This is a genomic window from Allobosea sp. FW305-C-101 (assembly GCF_058783685.1).
The window spans coordinates 1,037,281-1,054,712 of sequence record NZ_JBYSYT010000002.1 but is presented as its reverse complement, the minus strand read 5'-3'; the positions used below and the strand labels follow the sequence as shown (position 1 = coordinate 1,054,712).

At 67.9% G+C, this 17,432-nt stretch carries 17 protein-coding genes and 1 riboswitch; of the genes, 14 read left to right on the top strand and 3 right to left on the bottom strand.

The window, feature by feature from the left end; translation table 11 throughout:
• Positions 1-70: 70 nt before the first annotated feature.
• The 7 genes from AC3WMA_RS12680 to AC3WMA_RS12650 all read left to right on the top strand — a co-directional run bounded on the left by AC3WMA_RS12680 (position 71) and on the right by AC3WMA_RS12650 (position 6,616).
• Complete coding sequence (locus tag AC3WMA_RS12680; RefSeq protein ID WP_492285706.1) at positions 71-1,330, top strand: DUF4399 domain-containing protein; 1,260 nt, start codon at positions 71-73, stop codon at positions 1,328-1,330.
• Complete coding sequence (locus AC3WMA_RS12675; protein WP_492285705.1) at positions 1,327-1,770, top strand: DUF4399 domain-containing protein; 444 nt, start codon at positions 1,327-1,329, stop codon at positions 1,768-1,770. The genes AC3WMA_RS12680 and AC3WMA_RS12675 overlap by 4 nt, the downstream gene beginning before the upstream one ends.
• A 22-nt stretch (positions 1,771-1,792) precedes the next feature.
• Positions 1,793-3,484 carry an SUMF1/EgtB/PvdO family nonheme iron enzyme gene (locus AC3WMA_RS12670; RefSeq protein WP_492285704.1) on the top strand — a complete coding sequence of 564 codons (1,692 nt, stop codon included), beginning with the start codon at positions 1,793-1,795 and terminating at the stop codon, positions 3,482-3,484.
• Positions 3,485-3,596: 112 nt separating this feature from the next.
• Positions 3,597-4,346, top strand: a complete 750-nt coding sequence (locus AC3WMA_RS12665; RefSeq protein ID WP_492285703.1) for an SDR family NAD(P)-dependent oxidoreductase — start codon at positions 3,597-3,599, stop codon at positions 4,344-4,346.
• A 124-nt stretch (positions 4,347-4,470) separates the two neighbouring features.
• Positions 4,471-5,115: a MarR family winged helix-turn-helix transcriptional regulator gene (locus AC3WMA_RS12660; protein ID WP_492285702.1), complete on the top strand. Its 645-nt coding sequence runs from the start codon at positions 4,471-4,473 to the stop codon at positions 5,113-5,115.
• A gap of 36 nt (positions 5,116-5,151) precedes the next feature.
• Positions 5,152-5,868, top strand: coding sequence for a hypothetical protein (locus AC3WMA_RS12655; RefSeq protein ID WP_492285701.1), 717 nt, complete (start codon positions 5,152-5,154; stop codon positions 5,866-5,868).
• 220 nt (positions 5,869-6,088) lie between these two features.
• Positions 6,089-6,616 carry a thioredoxin domain-containing protein gene (locus AC3WMA_RS12650; RefSeq protein ID WP_492285700.1) on the top strand — a complete coding sequence of 176 codons (528 nt, stop codon included), beginning with the start codon at positions 6,089-6,091 and terminating at the stop codon, positions 6,614-6,616.
• A gap of 61 nt (positions 6,617-6,677) precedes the next feature.
• Here the strand turns inward: AC3WMA_RS12650 and AC3WMA_RS12645 are convergent, their stop codons facing one another.
• From AC3WMA_RS12645 to AC3WMA_RS12635, 3 genes are read right to left on the bottom strand one after another with little or no spacing between them, the layout of a single operon-like run.
• Positions 6,678-7,307 (bottom strand): Isoquinoline 1-oxidoreductase subunit, encoded by a 630-nt coding sequence (locus tag AC3WMA_RS12645; RefSeq protein WP_492285699.1) that lies wholly within the window; start codon positions 7,305-7,307, stop codon positions 6,678-6,680.
• Positions 7,307-9,487, bottom strand: coding sequence for a xanthine dehydrogenase family protein molybdopterin-binding subunit (locus AC3WMA_RS12640; protein WP_492285698.1), 2,181 nt, complete (start codon positions 9,485-9,487; stop codon positions 7,307-7,309). Before AC3WMA_RS12640 ends, AC3WMA_RS12645 begins: the two co-directional genes overlap by 1 nt.
• Positions 9,488-9,490: 3 nt before the next feature.
• Positions 9,491-9,949 (bottom strand): (2Fe-2S)-binding protein, encoded by a 459-nt coding sequence (locus AC3WMA_RS12635; protein ID WP_257733365.1) that lies wholly within the window; start codon positions 9,947-9,949, stop codon positions 9,491-9,493.
• A gap of 201 nt (positions 9,950-10,150) precedes the next feature.
• Between AC3WMA_RS12635 and AC3WMA_RS12630 the strand changes: the two genes are divergently transcribed.
• From AC3WMA_RS12630 to AC3WMA_RS12600, 7 genes are all read left to right on the top strand, one after another.
• A complete protein-coding gene (locus AC3WMA_RS12630) occupies positions 10,151-10,771 on the top strand; it encodes a TetR/AcrR family transcriptional regulator (RefSeq protein WP_492285697.1) in 621 nt (206 codons plus the stop codon).
• 20 nt (positions 10,772-10,791) lie between these two features.
• The gene (locus AC3WMA_RS12625; protein ID WP_492285696.1) at positions 10,792-11,334 is read left to right on the top strand and encodes an ureidoglycolate lyase; all 543 of its coding nucleotides are present in this window, start codon (positions 10,792-10,794) and stop codon (positions 11,332-11,334) included.
• 107 nt (positions 11,335-11,441) lie between these two features.
• Positions 11,442-11,646: riboswitch (cobalamin riboswitch) on the top strand.
• A gap of 228 nt (positions 11,647-11,874) precedes the next feature.
• Entirely contained in the window at positions 11,875-12,633 is a 759-nt protein-coding gene (locus AC3WMA_RS12620; protein ID WP_492285695.1) for a methyltransferase domain-containing protein, read from the top strand.
• Positions 12,630-14,798, top strand: a complete 2,169-nt coding sequence (locus AC3WMA_RS12615) for a TonB-dependent receptor (RefSeq protein ID WP_492285694.1) — start codon at positions 12,630-12,632, stop codon at positions 14,796-14,798. The genes AC3WMA_RS12620 and AC3WMA_RS12615 overlap by 4 nt, the downstream gene beginning before the upstream one ends.
• Positions 14,799-15,674 (top strand): ABC transporter substrate-binding protein, encoded by an 876-nt coding sequence (locus tag AC3WMA_RS12610; protein ID WP_492285693.1) that lies wholly within the window; start codon positions 14,799-14,801, stop codon positions 15,672-15,674.
• Positions 15,671-16,654 (top strand): FecCD family ABC transporter permease, encoded by a 984-nt coding sequence (locus AC3WMA_RS12605; protein ID WP_492285692.1) that lies wholly within the window; start codon positions 15,671-15,673, stop codon positions 16,652-16,654. Before AC3WMA_RS12610 ends, AC3WMA_RS12605 begins: the two co-directional genes overlap by 4 nt.
• Complete coding sequence (locus tag AC3WMA_RS12600) at positions 16,651-17,394, top strand: ABC transporter ATP-binding protein (RefSeq protein WP_492285691.1); 744 nt, start codon at positions 16,651-16,653, stop codon at positions 17,392-17,394. Before AC3WMA_RS12605 ends, AC3WMA_RS12600 begins: the two co-directional genes overlap by 4 nt.
• Positions 17,395-17,432 lie beyond the last annotated feature (38 nt).

The window sequence follows — 17,432 nt, the reverse complement described above, 5'->3', positions numbered from 1 at the left end:
GCGTTTTGCTTGAAGGCGCCAGTCGGCGCTGGTAGCCTCCGCCTCCTCTTCTCGCGGAAGGAAGACGCTGATGCTTCGCCTCGCGCCGGCGCTTCTGCTGTTGGTTCTCGCCGTGGCGATCCCATTCGCCGAGGCCTCGGCACAGGAGCGCGCCCGGCAGCGCAGCCCGGCCCCGGCAACCGCCCGTCTTTCCTTCGTCGGCCTTGCCGACAAGGCACAGGTTCCCGCCAAGCTCACGGTGCGTTTCGCGATCTCCGGCATGGAGGTCGTGCCCGCTGGGCAGGTCGCGCGCAATGGCGGGCATCACCACCTGCTGATCGACACCGAATTGCCGCCGCTCGACCAGCCGATCCCCAGCGACTTCAACCATATCCATTTCGGCGGCGGCCAGACCGAGGCCGAGATCGCGCTGACGCCGGGCAAACATACGCTGCAATTGCTCTTCGCCGACCACAACCATGTGCCGCATGATCCGCCGATCGTATCGGAGCGCATCACGGTCGAGGTTCCGGCGACGGCGGCGGAGAAGCCGCGTTCGGCCGCGGCGCCCGGGGCCCGCGTCTTCTTCATCGATTTGCAGGATGGCGCTACGATCCCGAGCCGGTCGAAGATACGCTTCGGCACGGAGGGCATCGCGATCACGCCGGCCGGGACCACCAGCACGAATGGCGGCCACCACCATCTTCTGGTCGATACCGAGCTGCCGGCGCTCGACCGCGAGATTCCCAGCGACTTCAACCATCTGCATTTCGGGCGCGGCCAGACCGAGGTCGAACTCTCGCTGCCGCCCGGCGAGCACACCCTGCAATTGCTGATGGGCGACCACGAGCATGTGCCGCATGATCCGCCCGTGGTTTCCCAGCGCATCCGGGTCCGTGTCGTCGCCGATGGGCAACCCGCTGTCGCCGCGCCATCGGCGCCACATGCCCATGGTACCGGCAAGGCCCGCACGGCTTCGCCCAACGATGCCGTGGTCTACTTCGTCTATCCGCGGGATGGCGACCGGATCTATCCGACCTCGACGATCCGCTTCGGCCTGCGCAACATGGGGGTGGCGCCGGCCGGCGTCGCCAAGCCGAACACCGGGCATCACCATCTGCTGGTCGATACCGGGCCGCCAGCCTTCGGCGAGCCGATCCCGGCCGACCTCAACCATATCCATCTCGGCGGCGGCCAGACCGAGTACCGGCTGACGCTGCCGAACGGGCGGCACACGCTGCAACTCCTGCTCGCGGACGAGAATCATGTGCCGCATGATCCGCCGGTGATATCGGAGCGCATCACGGTGATCGTGGCGCCGGGCGGCCCGAGGACGAGGAGGCGCCGGTGATCCCGCAAGCCCGCATCGCAGCTGGCCTCATCGCGCTGATGGCCTTGTCGGGCGCCGCCTCCGAGGCCTTGGCGCAATCATCGACGCGCCAGGCGGCTCCGCCGGGTGCGCAGGTCTATTTCCACTATCCCGTCGATGGCTTGAGCGTGCCCGAGCGCTTCACGGTGCGGATCGGCCTGCGTGGCATGGGCGTAGCACCGGCCGGCATCAATCATGCGCGGACCGGGCATCATCACCTGCTGATCGACACCGATCCCGGCCCGCCGGACCAGCCGATCCCGTCCGACTACAACAACATCCATCTCGGCAACGGCCAGACCGAGGTGGTGGTGACGCTGCCCAAGGGCCGGCACACGCTGCAATTGCTGCTCGGTGACCACACTCATACGCCGCATAATCCGCCCGTGATGTCCCAGAAGATCACGGTCAATGTCCGCTAGCCGCGAAGGGTTTCGTCCGCCGATGGCCTGGTTACGCGTCCTGGTTGCCGCTCTCCTGCTGCCGCTGCTGGCTCTGCCCGGCCTCGCCCAGCAGCCGGGAGAGCCTGCGCGCGTCGCCCTCGTCATCGCCAACGAGGCCTATCCGCAGGCGCCGGTCCCTGGTGCCGTCCAGCAGGCACGTGCGGTTGCCGAGACCTTAAGCGCCGGTGGCTTCGACGTGGTCGCGGTCGAGAATGCCGACCGCAACGCGCTGCGGCAGGCGATCGCCGGCTTCGCCAGCAAGCTCAGGCGCGGTGCGCAGGTCGTCGTGTTCTATAGCGGCCATGCCATCCAGCAACGGAACCGCAATTTCCTGCTGCCGTCGCAGGGCGGCACCGAAGGGGCGGTCGATCTCGACGAGATCGTCGACCCGTTGATCATCGCGCGACCGGCCAGCGCCCTGATCTTCCTCGATGCCGGCCGTGATAATCCCTGGCAGGGCGCGGCGCGGGGGCTCCTGCCGCTCGAGCCGATGGAGGGGATCGCGGTGCTGTTCCCGGCGGCTCCCGGCAAGACGGTGCCCAATGGCCCCGGCCACGCCGCCGAGGCCTGGCTGAAGGCGATCCGGACGCCGGGGCTGGAGATGGCGCAGGCACTGAAGCAGGTGCGGGACACGGTCGCGCGCGAAACCCGGCGCAGCCAGCAGGCCTGGCTCTCGGCGGAGCCACCGAGAGGGCTCGTCGTCACGCCCGTCGCGCGGCCTGTCTCCGTGGCGCAAGGCAGCCGTGCCGTGATTCCGCCGCCCCAGACGCCGGGCACGACCCAGGACGCGGCGTATGACCTCGCCTTCTGGGAATCGATCCGCAACAGCCGCAATGCCGCGGAGTATCGCGCCTATCTCGATGCTTACCCGAACGGGCGCTTCGCTTCGCTCGCCCGCACGCGCGAGCAGGAATACCGCGCCAGCCCGGCCGCGCCTGCCGTTGCCGTTGTCGTGCCTCCGCCGGCCGCTCCTCAGGCCAACGGCGCGCCGCAGCGCGACTGCACGGGCTGTCCGGAGCTGGTCGCGATTCCCGCAGGCAGCTTCCAGATGGGCTCGAACGATCTCTACGAGTTCGAGAAGCCGGTGCATCCGGTCACCGTCCGTGGCTTCTATCTCGGCGCGCGCGAGGTGACCTTCGAGGAATGGGACCTTTGCATCGACCAGGGCGGCTGCGCTTACCGGCCGGATGATCGCGGGCTCGGCCGCGGCAAGCGGCCGGTCACCGACATCCACTGGAACGACGCCAATGCCTATCTCGCCTGGCTCTCCGCCCGCAGCGGAAAGCCCTATCGCCTGCCGACCGAAAGCGAATGGGAATATGCTGTGCGCGCCGGCACCGCGACGACCTATCCCTGGGGCCAGACCCTGGTGAAGGAGCGCGCCAACTGCCTCGGCTGCAACGACCAGAAGCGCGGCAGCGCCGTTCCGGCCGGCCAGTTCCCCGCCAATGCCTTCGGGCTCTACGACATGGCCGGCAACGCCGCCGAATGGGTCGCCGATTGCTGGAGCGAGAATTACCGCAGCGCGCCCCGCGACGGCAGCGCCTATACGATCGGGGGATGCCGCGAGCGCGTGCTGCGTGGCGGCTCGTTCAACAATGATCCGCGCTATCTGCGCTCGGCCGCGCGCTTCAAATATGAGGCCGATGTGCGCTTCTACACCAATGGTTTCCGCGTCGCGCGCGACCGTTAGATTCTGGGTTCCTCCTGGAATCGCAGGGGCGGCATGCGTGCCGCCTGCCTTGAAGCTTGCCCCTTCCCGCCGGCAATAAGGATCGGGAATCAATCAGGAAGGGGAGGCCTGCATGGCCAAGGAATTCACCGGCAAGCGCGTCATCGTCATGGGTGGCAGCCGTGGCATCGGCCGCTCGATCGCGCTCGGCTTCGCCGCGGGCGGGGCGTCCGTGTCGATCTGCGCGCGCGGCGCCGGGCCGCTGGAGGCGACGCGCAAGGAGATCGAGGCGCTCGGCGTCACCGCCCATGCGGCGAGCGTCGATCTCGCCGATGCAGGCCAGATTTCGGCCTATGTACCGGAGGCGGTGAAGGCGCTGGGCGGGCTCGACATCCTCATCAATAACGCCTCCGGCTTCGGTCAGACCGATGACGAGAAGGGCTGGGCCGCTTCGCTCAGCGTCGACATGATGGCCGTGGTGCGGGGCAGCCATGCGGCGATCCCGCATCTCCAGCCGGGCTCCTCGATCGTGAACATCTCGTCGATCTCGGCGCTGCGGGCCTCGGCGCGCTCCGCTCCTTACGGTGCCATCAAGGCCGCGGTGATGCACTATACCGGCAGCCAGGCGAAGATGCTGGCGCGCAAGGGCATCCGGGTGAACTGCGTCGCGCCGGGCTCGATCGAATTTCCCGGCGGCTCCTGGGAGAACCGCAAGACCTCCAATCCCGAACTCTACAACGCCACGCTGGCATCCATCGCTTTCGGGCGGATGGGCAAGCCCGAGGAGGTCGCCGAGGTCGTGCTTTTCCTCGCTTCGGCCAAGGCGAGCTGGGTCACCGGCCAGAGCATCGTGGTCGATGGCGGGCAGCTCGTCGGGCCCTGAAGGCATATTTCCAGCCGCCGGCGCTCTTCTCCTCAAGGGCGCCGGCGGCGCTTCAGCCCGGCCCTTGAACAAGTCTCGGTGCGCAGCTCTTGTGAATGTATAGGAATCCTATATATAAGGCGTCATGGAAACGCCCGGTAACCCGACGCTGATCAGTCACCGCCTGCGCGAGGCCTTTGCCCGCGTCGCGACGGTGATGCGCATCGATGACTGGGAGCGGGCGAAGCGCGCCGGCATCAACCCGACGCAACTGGCGATCCTCGAATTGCTGGAAGGCCGTGACGGCGGGCTGGGCGTCAAGGAGATCGCGGCGCATCTGGGCGTCTCGCAGCCCACGGCGACGGATTCGATCAACGCCCTTGCGCGCAAGGGAGCCGTCGAGAAGCGGGCGGTGGCCGGCGATGGGCGGGCCGTGGCCATCGTGTTGACCAACGAGGGCAAGGCGCTGCTCGCCACTGACGCGACGCTCGATGGCGCCGCCGGCCAGGCCGTCGATGCGCTCGGAGCGGAAGAGCAGGAACGGCTGCTTCTCAGCCTCATCAGGATGATCCGCGAATTTCAGGAAGCCGGCGCGATCCCGATTCAGCGCATGTGCACGAGCTGCCGGTATTTCGCGCCCTTCGCCCATCCGGGCGCGGCGCGGCCGCATCATTGTCGTTTCGTGGACGCAGCCTTCGGCCAGCGCGAGCTGCGCATCGATTGCCGCGACCATCAGACAGCCGATCCCGCTTCCCGGGCTGCCACCTGGGAAGCATTCCAAGCGGGATAACCACCCCTCCAGGCAAAGACAGAAGGGAACAAGATCATGATTGCCAGAAAGATAGCCGGCGTGCTCATCGCCGGGACGGCTTCGCTATGGCTGGCGACAGCCGGGGCTCATTCGGTCAAGTCGCAGCCGGCCGAGGCGGTCCAGGCCTCCTTCGACATCATCGAGACCACGATCGTGACCAAGGGTGATACCGCCGTGTTCACGACGCGGGTGCGCGGGGAGGCCGGCAAGGACAAGCCAGACGCCACCGGCAAGTTCGAAGGCTCCAGCGTCTATGCCTATGTCTGGCCGACCACGCTCAACAGCGGCGAGATCGGCTTCGAGAAGGACCAGGGCATCGTCGCGCTCGCCGTCACCTTCCATCCCGATTTCGACGATGCGGCCTATGGCGGCAAGAACCGGCATGTCTGGCACCCGCACTGGGTCGTGCTGGCGCAGGACAAGGCCTGCGGCGCCGGGCTCAAGGTCATCGATATCCCCGCAGGCAGCAAGCCGAAGGTGCCGCCGACCTGGCCGAATGTCCCGCTGCTGATCGACAGCCCGGATTACCCGACCAGCTTCAAGGGCGACACGGTCGACGTCTCGATCCCGGTCTCGCTGATCGGCGGGATCAAGGGCGCGTCCTTCGACGGCGTGACCGCGGGCCTCAAGGTCAACGGCAACCTGCATGCGCCGCTGCTCTGCGTCAGCGACGTGTTCAAGGTCGCGTCGGGTAATCTCAGCCTTCCCGGGAAGGTCATGCCGGCGCGCTGACGGCATTGGTGCCGGTTCGCCGACTGCCATCGACGAACCGGCCTGTTCTCCCCCTCCAGGCAAATGAAAGGACAGAACATGACGAGGATTACTCTTGCCGGCCGGGAGAGCGCAACGGGCACGCCCTGCAAGCTCGCCGGCTTCTCCAGCCACGCAGCCGCCTGACGGAAGGATCACCATCATGTCCGGCAATCAAGCCGTGCTCGCTCCGGAACTGGCCGTGAGCGAATGGTTCAACACCTCCGCGCCGCTGACGCTCGCCGGTTTGCGCGGACGACCCGTCTTCCTGCACACGTTCCAGCTGCTCTGCCCCGGCTGCATCGCGCAGGCGATCCCGCAAGTGCAGCGCATCGAGCGCGTCTTCGCCGGGAGCGATCTGCAGATCATCGGCGTCCATACGGTGTTCGAGCACCATGCGGCGATGTCCCCCGTCACGCTTCGCGCCTTCCTGCACGAATACCGGGTGAGGTCGCCGGTTGCGGTGGACCTGGCCGAAGCGGGATCGGACATCCCCGTCACGATGCGGCGCTTTGGCCTGCGCGGAACGCCGTCCTCGGTGCTGATCGGGCGCGACGGCGCGATCCTGCATCATGCCTTCGGGGTGGAGGAAGACCTTGCTCTGGGCGCCCGCATCGCCATGGCCTTGTCCGCGCCCGCGACGGAACTTCACGCCGGCTCGTCGAATGTCGAGGCGGAGGCGTGTGATACTGGCCGGTGCGCGGCTCCCGCGATGACGGGCGCCGCGTGAACACCTGAATACAAGCGGGAATCCGGCCTGTCCTATGCCGGGCCGGATTCCCGTCTGTCTGCTACGAGGCCGGGCAGGCTGCGCCGGTGTCGGCCCAGGCCTGCATCAGCGCGCCGAACTCGGCGGCCGTGCCCGGCGCGGGCGTGCGGCCCTTGCCGGGGTTCCAGCCCCAGAGCACCAGCGTGTCCGTCGTGACATGCTTGACCAGCGCGGCGAGGTCGCGGCTGCCATTGCGGTTCTGGTCCTTCAACTGCTCGCAGATCTGGGCGAGTGTCTTGCCTTCCCAGGCCATCGAGGCCGGGGCCAGCGCCCAGTGACCGTCGCCGGGAACGCCTGCGGGGTCGAAGTTCTGCTTGCCGTGACAGGCTGCGCAAGGCAGGCCGGCCGCGCCATGCCCGTCCTTGCCGCGCACGACGACAGGCTCGTGCAGCTTACGCAGGTCACCCTGGCGCGGGCGCTCCGTTGCCGGGTGGCAGTTCATGCAGCGCGGATGGGTCAGCACCTTGCCCATCTCGTTGAACAGAGCGACCGAGCGGTCGCGCTGGTTGGCAATGCCGGAGAAGCTCGATGCCGGGCGCAGGCTCTCGCCGCCGGGCTGGGCCTGCCCGGCATTCTGCGCCAGCGTCAATGCGCTGCCGCCGAGGCAGACCGCGAGCGCCGCGCCTGCGGCGAGGATCAGGTTGCGGCTCATCAGACGGTGCCTCCCTGCATCGGCAGTTGACGTGGCCGGCCATGGCCGAGCGCGGCGAGCGCATTGGCCACGGCAGGCCCGATCGGCGGCACGCCTGGTTCGCCGATGCCGCTCGGCTTCTCCGTCGAGGAGATGATGGTCACCTCGACCGCGGGCATCTCGTGGATGCGCAGCGAGCGGTATTCGTGGAAATTGGTCTGGACCGGCCGGCCGCCATCAAGCGTGATCTGGCCGTAGAGCGCGTGGCCGAGGCCGAAGCCGATGCCGCCCTCGACCTGCGCGCGGATGATGTCGGGATTGACGGCGACGCCGCAATCGACCGCGCACCAGACCTTGTGGACCTTGGGCTCGCCCTCGGGCCCCATCGAAACCTCGGCGATCTGGGCGACGAAAGACCCGAAGCTCTCGACCACGGCGACGCCACGCGCGCGTCCATCGACGGGCCCAGGACCCTTCCAGTTCGCGAGTTCGGCGACGGCCTTGAGCACGCCGGCAGCGCGTGGGTGCTTGTCACCCATGAGCGCGAGCCGACCCTGCACCGCGTCCTGCCCCGCCGCCTGCAGCAATTCGTCGACGAAGCATTCGACGGCATAGCCGGTATGGGTGTGGCCGACCGAGCGCCACCAAAGCGTTGGCACACCGACCTTGGGGTTGTGCACCTCGCAGCGGAAATCCGCGACCTCGTAAAAGATCTCGTTGGCGCCCTCGACCGAGGTCGCGTCGATGCCGTTCTTGACGACCATGGCCTCGAAGGGCGTGCCGAGGAAGAAGGACTGGCCGACCAGCGTGCTCGACCAGGCGGCGATCCTGCCGTCCTTCACAGCGCCGCGGAAGCGATGGACGAAGAGCGGGCGGTAATAGCCGCCGGTCAGATCGTCCTCGCGGGTCCAGACCACCTTGACCGGGCGGTTCGGGCCGATCGTCTTGGCGACGGTGGCGAGCTCGGCCGCCAGATGCTGGCTGACCTGCGCGCGCCGGCCGAAGCTGCCGCCGGCGAGCATCGTCTCCAGCGTCACCTTCTCCGGCGGCAGGCCGAGGATGGCGGCGATGGTCTGGTGCTCGGTGGTCTGGAACTGGCTGCCGAAGCGGGCATGGGCCCTCTCGCCGTCCCATTCCAGGTAGCCGTCGAGCGGCTCCATCGGCGCATGCGCCAGATAGGGGAAGACGAACTCCGCCTCGATCACGCGCTCGGCCTTGGCCAGCGCGGTTTCGGCGTCGCCATGGCTGCCGGCGACGGTGCCGGGCTGGCGGGTGAGCTTGCGGTACTCGGCGATGAGCTCGGGGCTACCGCGCTTCTCGGCGGCGCTGTCGTCCCAGGTCACCTTCAGCGCCTCGCGCCCCTTGAGCGCCGGCCACATGCCGTTGGCATAAACAGCGACGCCATAGCCGATCGACTTCACATCGACGACGCCCTTGACCTTGAGCGCCGCGGCCGCGTCGAAGCTCGCGACCTTGCCACCGAAACGCGGCGAGCGGGCCACGACCACCGTCAGCATGTTCGGGGCGTGGATATCGATGGTGAACTGGGCTTTGCCGCGCGTCTTGTCGGCGCTGTCGAGGCGCTTCACCGCACCTTCCTTGCCGATCAGCCTGTAGGCCGAGGCCGGCTTCAATGGCGGGTTCTCCGGCACCGTCAGTTTCGCGGCAGCTTCGGCGAACTCGCCGAAGGAGCCCTTGCGGCCGGAAGCATGGCTGATCACGCCCTCCTCGACCTTGATCTCGGAGGCCGGGACCTTCCAGCTCTCGGCCGCGGCTTGCACCAGCATCATGCGGGCAGCGGCGCCGGCCTTGCGCATCTGCTCCCAGCTGTTGGCGATGGCGGTCGAGCCGCCGGTGCCCTGCACGCCGAAGGCGAGATTGGCATAGAGCTTGACGTCGGCCGGGGCGTGCTCGGCGCGCATCTGGCTCCAGGCGGCGTCCATCTCCTCGGCCGCGAGCGTCGCGAGCCCGGTGAACGGACCCTGGCCGAACTCGATATGCTTGATCAGCACCGTCACGGTGGAGTCCGGCGCGACCCGGATGAAGGCGTTGGGCGCGAAGGTGGCGTTGCCGCCGGGGCGGTAGGCCGCGCCGGCGCCGGACTGCGCCTTTGCATTCCGGGGGAGATGGAAGCCGATGACGAGCGCGCCGGCGCCTGCGAGCAGGCTGCGGCGGGAGAGCTTGGGATCATGCGCGGTCATGGCTCAGATCTCCAGCGCGCGGGCCGCGTCATGGATCGCGGCGCGGATGCGGACATAAGTGGCGCAGCGGCAGATATTGCCGTTCATCGCGAGATCGATGTCGCGGTCGCTCGGCTTCTTGTTCTCTTTCAGGAGAGCGATGGCGCTCATCACCTGGCCGGACTGGCAATAGCCGCATTGCGGCACGTCGCGGGCGATCCAGGCGGCCTGGACGGCATCCGCCTCCTTGCCGGCGAGGCCTTCGATCGTGGTGATCTCGCTGGTGCCGACCGCCGAGACGGGTGTCACGCAGGCGCGCAGGGGCTGGCCGTCGATGAAGACGGTGCAGGCGCCGCATTGGGCGACGCCGCAGCCGAACTTGGTGCCGGTGAGGCCGATATTGTCGCGGATCGCCCAGAGCAGGGGCGTGTCGTCGTCGACATCGACGGTATGCGTCGTCCCGTTGACCTTGAGAGAGACCATGGTTGCCTCCGATGCTGGCATAACGCAGCGCGGCACCATGGTGCGGATCGAGGGCTCGCCCTCGATGGCCCGATCTGACATATCAGATGACGGGCGATGGATCCGTAGCCCTGGGTCGCGCGACTGGACTAGTTAGACGTTTTGAGTCTAGTTAGGATGGTCGCGCGCAGTTTGGATTTTGTCAAGACTGCAGAAGCTGCAATGCCGGACGGAAACGAAGGTTCCAACGTTCTCCCTGCGGAGGATGCCAATGCCCGCACCGACCAGATCGCCGATGCGGCGCTGCGTCTGTTCGCCCGCTACGGCTACAAGCGCAGCTCGATGGACGACATCGCCAAAGAGGCGGGGCTCGCCAAGGCGACGCTCTACCTGCACTTCAAGGGCAAGGACGATGTCTTCCGGGCCATGCTGGACCTGCTCGGGCGACGGGTCGAAGCACGTTGCCGTGAGGTCGTGGCGAGGCAGGGGCCGTTTCCGGAGCGGCTCGCGGCGCTGCTTCAGGCGCATCACGGGCTGGCCTATGCCAGCTTCGGCACCGGCGAGCATCTCGTCGAACTGAAGGCTGTGATGAACACGATCGCGACGCGTGAATTGCAGGCTTTCGAGCGAATCTTCTCGACCTTTGCCCGCGAATTGCTGAGGCAGGCCGAGCAAGGCGGCGAGATCAATCTATCGCGCCTGCCGGCCAGCGCGGACGACTGGACCGCCAGCCTGCTCTTTGCCGCCGCGGGAGCGAAGCTCGGCACGCCACCCAGTGCCGCGGATTACGCGCGCAGGCTGGACGCGATCGCGTCGGTCTTCGCCGCAGCGCTGGTGCGATAAGCGAGAAGAAAGAACGCAACATGCAGGATGACGGCAGGACCGAGCTTCAGCCCCTTACCCCGCTTCGCATCCAGCCGGTCACGCAGGCCGCTTTCGAGCCTTTCGGCTGGATCGTGGAAGCCGGGGAAAGTGGCCGCACCGCGAATAACGGCACCGCGCGCCGGCACGATATCCATGCTCATCCGGCTGCCGAGGTCCGGGCCGGCACCAGACTTGTGACGTCGATCTTCTCGGCCAAGCAGCAGCAGCGGGGCCTCGCGATCGCCATGCTGGAGCGGCATGTCAATTCGATCCAATGGATCGTCCCGCTCGATGGCGCCGGCCATATCGTCATCGTCGCCCGGGACGGCGCGGATGGCCGGCCCGATCTCTCAACGCTGGCCGCCTTCTCGTTCTCCGCTTCGCAGGGCGTGATCTATCGCCGCGGGCTCTGGCATCATCCGATCATAGCCATCGGCTCCGATGCGCGTTTCCTCGTCCAGTCCTGGCAGGATGGCACCGAGGCGGATTGCGAGATCATCGCGATCGAGCCCAAGGTGCTCGCTGCGAACGACGTAAGCTGACGAGGGGTTTCAGGTAGCGCGTTGTGCGATGACGGTCCTCGTCGCTGCCGTCCACAGCCTTCGCGCCTGCCGCGCCATCGGTAGCTTGACGCCACAATCTCGCCATCTACGTTAATCCGTGTCGAGGTCTTCGGAGCGATCCGAAGCTAAGAGGGAATCCGGTGACGTGCGCTTGCACGGAACCCGGAGCTGCCCCCGCAACTGTGAGCGGTGAGTTTTCGGCTACTTGAAGTCACTGGCGTCCGCGCCGGGAAGACAGCCTGAAAGCAACGACCCGCAAGCCAGGAGACCTGCCCCGACGCAGTGATGATGTCGCGCGGGCGGGGTGTCCGGCGGAATCGCAGTGCACCGGGCGCCTGCCGCCGGTCTGCCGCGCTTCCTCCCTTTGCCCCGGCCGCGACAGCGAGGGGCTGGACGACCATGATAGAATTGACGGGGCCGAGAGGCGGCCACGCGAGCGGTCGGGCGTGGACCAGGCCCGGAGCGCCTGTGTCAGGCATGAGTAATTGCAATGTTATAACATTGCGATAAGAGGCAGGTATGAACTCTGCCTCCGCTTCTCTGCCTGCGTCCTCTGCGGCGCCCCTGGATCCGCTTGCGCTTTACGCCAGTGCTATCGACTCTTCCGATTATGTCGCGCGTGTCGCGCCGCTCATCCGCCAGCTCGCGCCCGGGATCGACGATCTGATCGACATCGGCGCCGGGGGAGGGCAGCTGGGCGCGGCGCTGCGCCGGCCCGGCGCGCGCTGGACGGCCATCGAACCGTCTCCGACGATGCAGGCCCGGCTCGCCGCCCTGCCGCAGCCGCCGGCCATTATCCCGCACGGCTGGGACGACGTCGCGGTCGATTGCGAAGCCGCCGATACGGTCCTGGCCGCCACCATGCCGGGCTATTTCACGGATGCCCCCAGCTTCCTGGCGCGCTGCCGGCAGTGGGCGACCCGGCAGATCGTTTGGATCGTCGCCGCGCAGAAGGCACCCAAGGGGCTGATCCTCTCCGCATGCCTGCCGCGCGAATGGCATCACGAAGACGAGACGCCGGGCATCGATCTGGTGCTGCCGCAGCTCGGCACCGACCTGCCCGATCGCGTGGACGCGGTCGACTGGACCTTCTCACTGGTGCTGCCGGACCTGCCGGCCTTCGCCGCCTTCCAGGCCGATCGGCTGGGCTGGCCGCCCAACGATCCGCGCCGGCCGCAGCTTTTCGACCATCTCCACAAGCAGGCCGTGCCCGTGCCGGGCGGCTTTCGCCTCTCCTGCCATCGCCGCTCGGCCATCCTCGTCTGGAACCTGTCATGATCCGCCTGAATTCCCGCAAAGCCTGCCTGCTTGCCGCGACCTGCCTGATGGCGATCGGGGCCGTGCCCGCCTTCGCCCAGACCGAAATCAAGCTCGACGAGCTCGTCGTCACAGCGACGGGCCGCCCCGAGCCGCGCAGCAGCATTCCCGGAACGGTCCAGGTCATCGATGCCGCGCAGATCGAGCGGGCCCGTGCGCAATCGATCACCGACCTGCTCGCGGAGAACGCCGTCGGTTTCTTCAGCCAATGGACGCCCGGGCAGACCTCGATCAACATCCGCGGCGGCGCCAGCGACGGGCAAGGCAAGGATTTCCGCAGCCAAGTGCTGGTGCTGATGAACGGCCGTCGCGCCGGCACGGCCAACCTGTCCAAGCTCTCCGCCGCCGATGTCGAGCGCATCGAGATCATCCGCGGCCCGTCATCGGTCGTCTATGGCAGCCAGAATATCGGCGGCGTCATCAACATCATCCTCAAGACCGGCCGCACCGCGCCGGGCACGATGATCGAAGGGGCAGGGGGCTCCTGGGGGCTGCTGCAGGGCAAGGCCCAGACCGGCGGGCTCTATGACAGCGTCGATTATTACGCCGGGATCTCGGGCGGCACGCGCGACGACTACCGGTCCGGTCGCGGCGGCACGACCATGGCCAATACCGGCTGGAAGCGCCTCGGCATCGCTGGCGCGCTGGGCTTGCAGATCAATCCCGACCATCGCATCGAGACGACACTGCGGACCGACGGCATCTACGATGTCGGCTTCCGTGGTTCCGGCGCCAACACGATCAGCCAGGAAGACCGCTACAACAACTCCGTCGACATCACCTATCGCGGCCAACTCCCCGGCGGACAGTATCGCTGGATGCTGCAAGGCTATGCCGTGCAGGACGTCGACAATTTCCGCTGGGCTTCGCCGGTCATCCGGGGCGGCACCGGCCTGCCGGCAGCCGGCACGGCAGCCGATTACAACCGCCGCGAATTGAACATCGTCGGAACCCGCTTCCAGCCGAGCATGACGCTCTGGGCCGGCAACGACCTGCTCGCCGGCTGGGACTGGGAGCGCAGCACATTGCGCTCGATCCGCGACCGCATCGGCGTTCCCGGCAATCCGCTCGCGCCCGTCTCGCCGCAGGACAACAACCAGTCCGAGACGGTCAACGCGCTCTATGTCGAGGACTCCCAGAAGCTCTTCGACGATCGCGTCACCCTGCGCGCCGGCGTGCGCCGCACCTTCGGCACGACCAGCTTCGAATACACGCCGAACCTCGCCGGCCAGCGCCCGCGCGAGGTCGATTATCAGGCAACGACATACTCCACCGGCGCGACCTTCAAGGCGACCGACCGGCTGACCTTCCGCGTCGGCTACGCGACCGGCTTCCGCGCCCCGACGGCGACGGAGCTCGCCGCCGATTTCAACACGCTCGGCGGCGGGCGCATCTTCGGCAATCCCTCGCTCAAGCCGGAGACAAGCGAGCAGGTCGAGGCCGGCGCAGCCTATGCCGGCGACGGCTGGCGCGCGGATTTCGCGATCTTCCAGAACGTCATTTCCGACCGCATCGTCACCCGCGCCCGGACCAATGTCGCCAATACCTCCGACTATGCGAACAATGCCGGAGACGTCGTCGTGCGCGGCGTCGAATTGCAGCTCGATGCCGATATCCTGAAGCTGACCGGATACGACAACACCGCCTGGCGCTGGTCGGTGTTCGGCAACGGCTCCTGGAATTTCGACATGGAGGACAAGGGCGCGGCGGCGACGGCCAACAGCCGCAAGCCGGAGCGCATGTACCAGTACCAGGCGGCCATCGGCACGCGCTTCGGCCAGAGCGGCGTGCGCTATCCGTGGTCGGTGCAGGTGTCGGGCGTGCTCTATGGCCCGATGTGGTACAACACCGAGGAGAACCTGCTCATCCCCTTCGCCGAGCCCAACCGCGACTGGATCCACCGCAAGAACCCGTTCTGGGTCTGGAACCTGCGCGGCGAGGTGGAGGTGAGCAAGGGCGTGAAGCTCTTCGCTCTGGTCAACAACCTCTTCAACAAGAACGAGCACCCGATCTTCATCGGCATCGACAAGCGGCCCTACAAGCTCGATTCCCGCTTCGCCAATGGCGGCTACGGCACATCCATGCCGGGCCTCGAGTTCCAGGCCGGATTGCAGGCGCGGTTCTGAGTGCGGCGCGCCGTTCTCGCTTTCGCTGGCCTCATCGGCGCCGCGGCTCCTGCCGTCGCCGAGCCTCTCCGGCTGACCGACGCGGTCGGCCGGGCGGTCGAGATCGCGCAGCCGCCGCAGCGCATCGTGCCGATCTTCGCCTCCAACGCGGAGCTCGTTGCGGCGCTGGGCCTCACCGATCGCATCGTCGGCGTCGAGAGCTATACACGCTTTCCCCCGGAGCTGACGCAGAAGCCGCAGGTCGGCGGCCGGCTCGGCTTTTCCGTCGATGCCATTGTCGCGCAACGCCCGGATCTGCTGATCGTCACGCCGGCAAGGCAGGCGATGCATCAGCTGCTCGATCCGATGACGCGGCTCGGCGTGCCTGTCGTCGTGCTCCTGGCGCGCAGCGTTGCGGAGGTGATGGACAATCTGCGCCTCGTCGGCCGGGCCGCCGGAGTGCCCGAGTGCGGAGAGGCCGTGGCGGCCGCGCTCGAAGCGCGCCTCGCTGGCATCGAGAAAACTGCCCCCGTTTCGCGCCCTCGCGTCGCGATGATCACGGGCAGGCTCGGCAATGGGCTCGTTTTGATCGCGCGCGCCGACACCTATACGGGCGATGCCATCGTGAAGGCGGGCGGCCGCCACGCGCTGGAGCGCAGCGTCGTCGCCCATGTCTCGCCCGAGGCGATCGTGGCGGCCGATCCCGATGTGCTCCTCTTCGCGGGGACGAAGGCCGATCTCGACGCGCTCGTGGCCCAGCCCGGCTGGCGCCTTTCACGCGCTGTGCGGGATGGGCGCGCCTATACGGTCGCCCGCGCCGAGTTCCTCATCCCGGGGCCGCGCACCGTCGACGGCATCGAGAAGCTTGCAGCCCTGCTGCGGAGGCCCGGTCGATGAAGGCGCGTTTTCTCGCCATGGCCGGGATACTGATGGCCGTCCTGCTCTTCGCCGTGATGGCGGGGCATGACTGGGCCTCGCCCCGCAGGCTTTTGCTGGCCCTCTCGGGCGCGCCTGACATGGAAAGCCGCCTGTTGCTGGTCTGGCGGCTGCCGCGTGTTGTCGCGGCCGCGCTGGTCGGTGCGCTGCTCGGGCTCGGCGGCGCGATCTTCCAGGGCGTATTCCGCAATCCTTTGGCCGAGCCCTATCTGCTCGGGGCGTCGGGCGGTGCGGCGATCGGCGCGACGATCGCCCTGCTCGTGCCGCTCGGGCTTCCGGGTGGCCCGGCTTTGGCCGCGCTCTCCTTCGCCGGAGCCTGGGGCGCGACCTGGGTGGTGCTGGCGGTCTCCGGGCTCCATGGCCGGCCGGATACGGCCGGACTGCTGCTCGCCGGGGTCGCTGTCGCGGCGATCCTTGGCGCCCTGCGCTCCTTCCTCATGCTGGCGCTGTCGGACGACACGGTGAACCTGCAGGTCGTGCTCAGCTGGACGCTGGGCGGCATCCAGACCCCCGACCTGACGGGTCTGCTGCTGCTGAGCGCGCTCGTGGCGGCCGGGTTGGCGGCGGCGCTCTGGCTCGCGCATGGCCTCGATCTTCTCGGGCTCGGCGACGAGCAGGCCTTCGCCTTCGGGCTCGATCCCGTCCGTTTCGCACGGCGTGCCGTTCTGGTCGGTGCCGCGATCGTGGCGGCGGCCGTGGCCTTCGGCGGGCTCGTCGCCTTCGTCGGCCTGATCGCGCCGCATCTCGCGCGCTGGTGGATCGGGCCGCGGCATCGCGCCCTGATGCCGGCGTGCGCGCTCATCGGCGCCGCGCTGGTCGCCGTCTGCGACGGGATCGCGCGGTCCGTGCTGCCGCCTGCGGAAATCCCGCTCGGATTGGTCACCGCCCTGATCGGCGGCCCGTTCTTCCTGCTGCTGCTGGCGCGGAGACTGCAGGCATGATGCAAGTCACGTGTCGCGACCTTCGGGTTCACGCTGGTGATACCGCATTGCTCGATGGCGTGAGCGTCGCTTTCGAGGCGCCCGCGCTCGTCGGCATTCTCGGGCCCAACGGGGCGGGAAAATCGACCCTGCTGCGCTGTCTCGCCGGCTATCGGCGCCCGGATCGCGGCGAAGTGCTGTGGAATGGCCGGCCCCTCGCAGAATGGGCGGCGGCGGAACGCGGCTCGGCCTGCGGCTATTGTCCGCAGCAATTCGAGCCGGCATGGGACTATTCGGTCGCGGAGATCGTCGGCCTCGGGCGGGACCGCAATCCGATCGGGGCGCCCGCCGTCGACGAGACGTTGCGGGCGCATGGCGTCGAAGCCTTGGCCCAACGGCGCTGGAGCCAGCTCTCGGGCGGAGAGCGGGCCCGGACGATGCTGGCCGCCACCCTGGCGACGAGGCCGCCTCTCGTGCTCGCCGACGAGCCCGGCGCCAGCCTCGACATGCGGCACCGGCTCGCGTTGCTGGAGCGCTTGCAAAGCTATGCCCGTTCGGCACTGGCGATCGTCGTGATGCACGATATCGATCTCGCCCTGCGCTTCTGCGACCGGCTCGTCCTGCTCGACGGGGGACGTGTCGTCGCCGACGAGCCGCCATCGAGGTTGCTCGATGCGCCTGCCTTCGAAGCGGCGTTCGGACTGCGCCTGCAAGCCGAGACGCGCCGGGCGGATCGCGATTGGGTCATCGGCCTCGGCTGAGATGCTCCGCTCAACGATCGGCGGAGACGCCGCTGCGC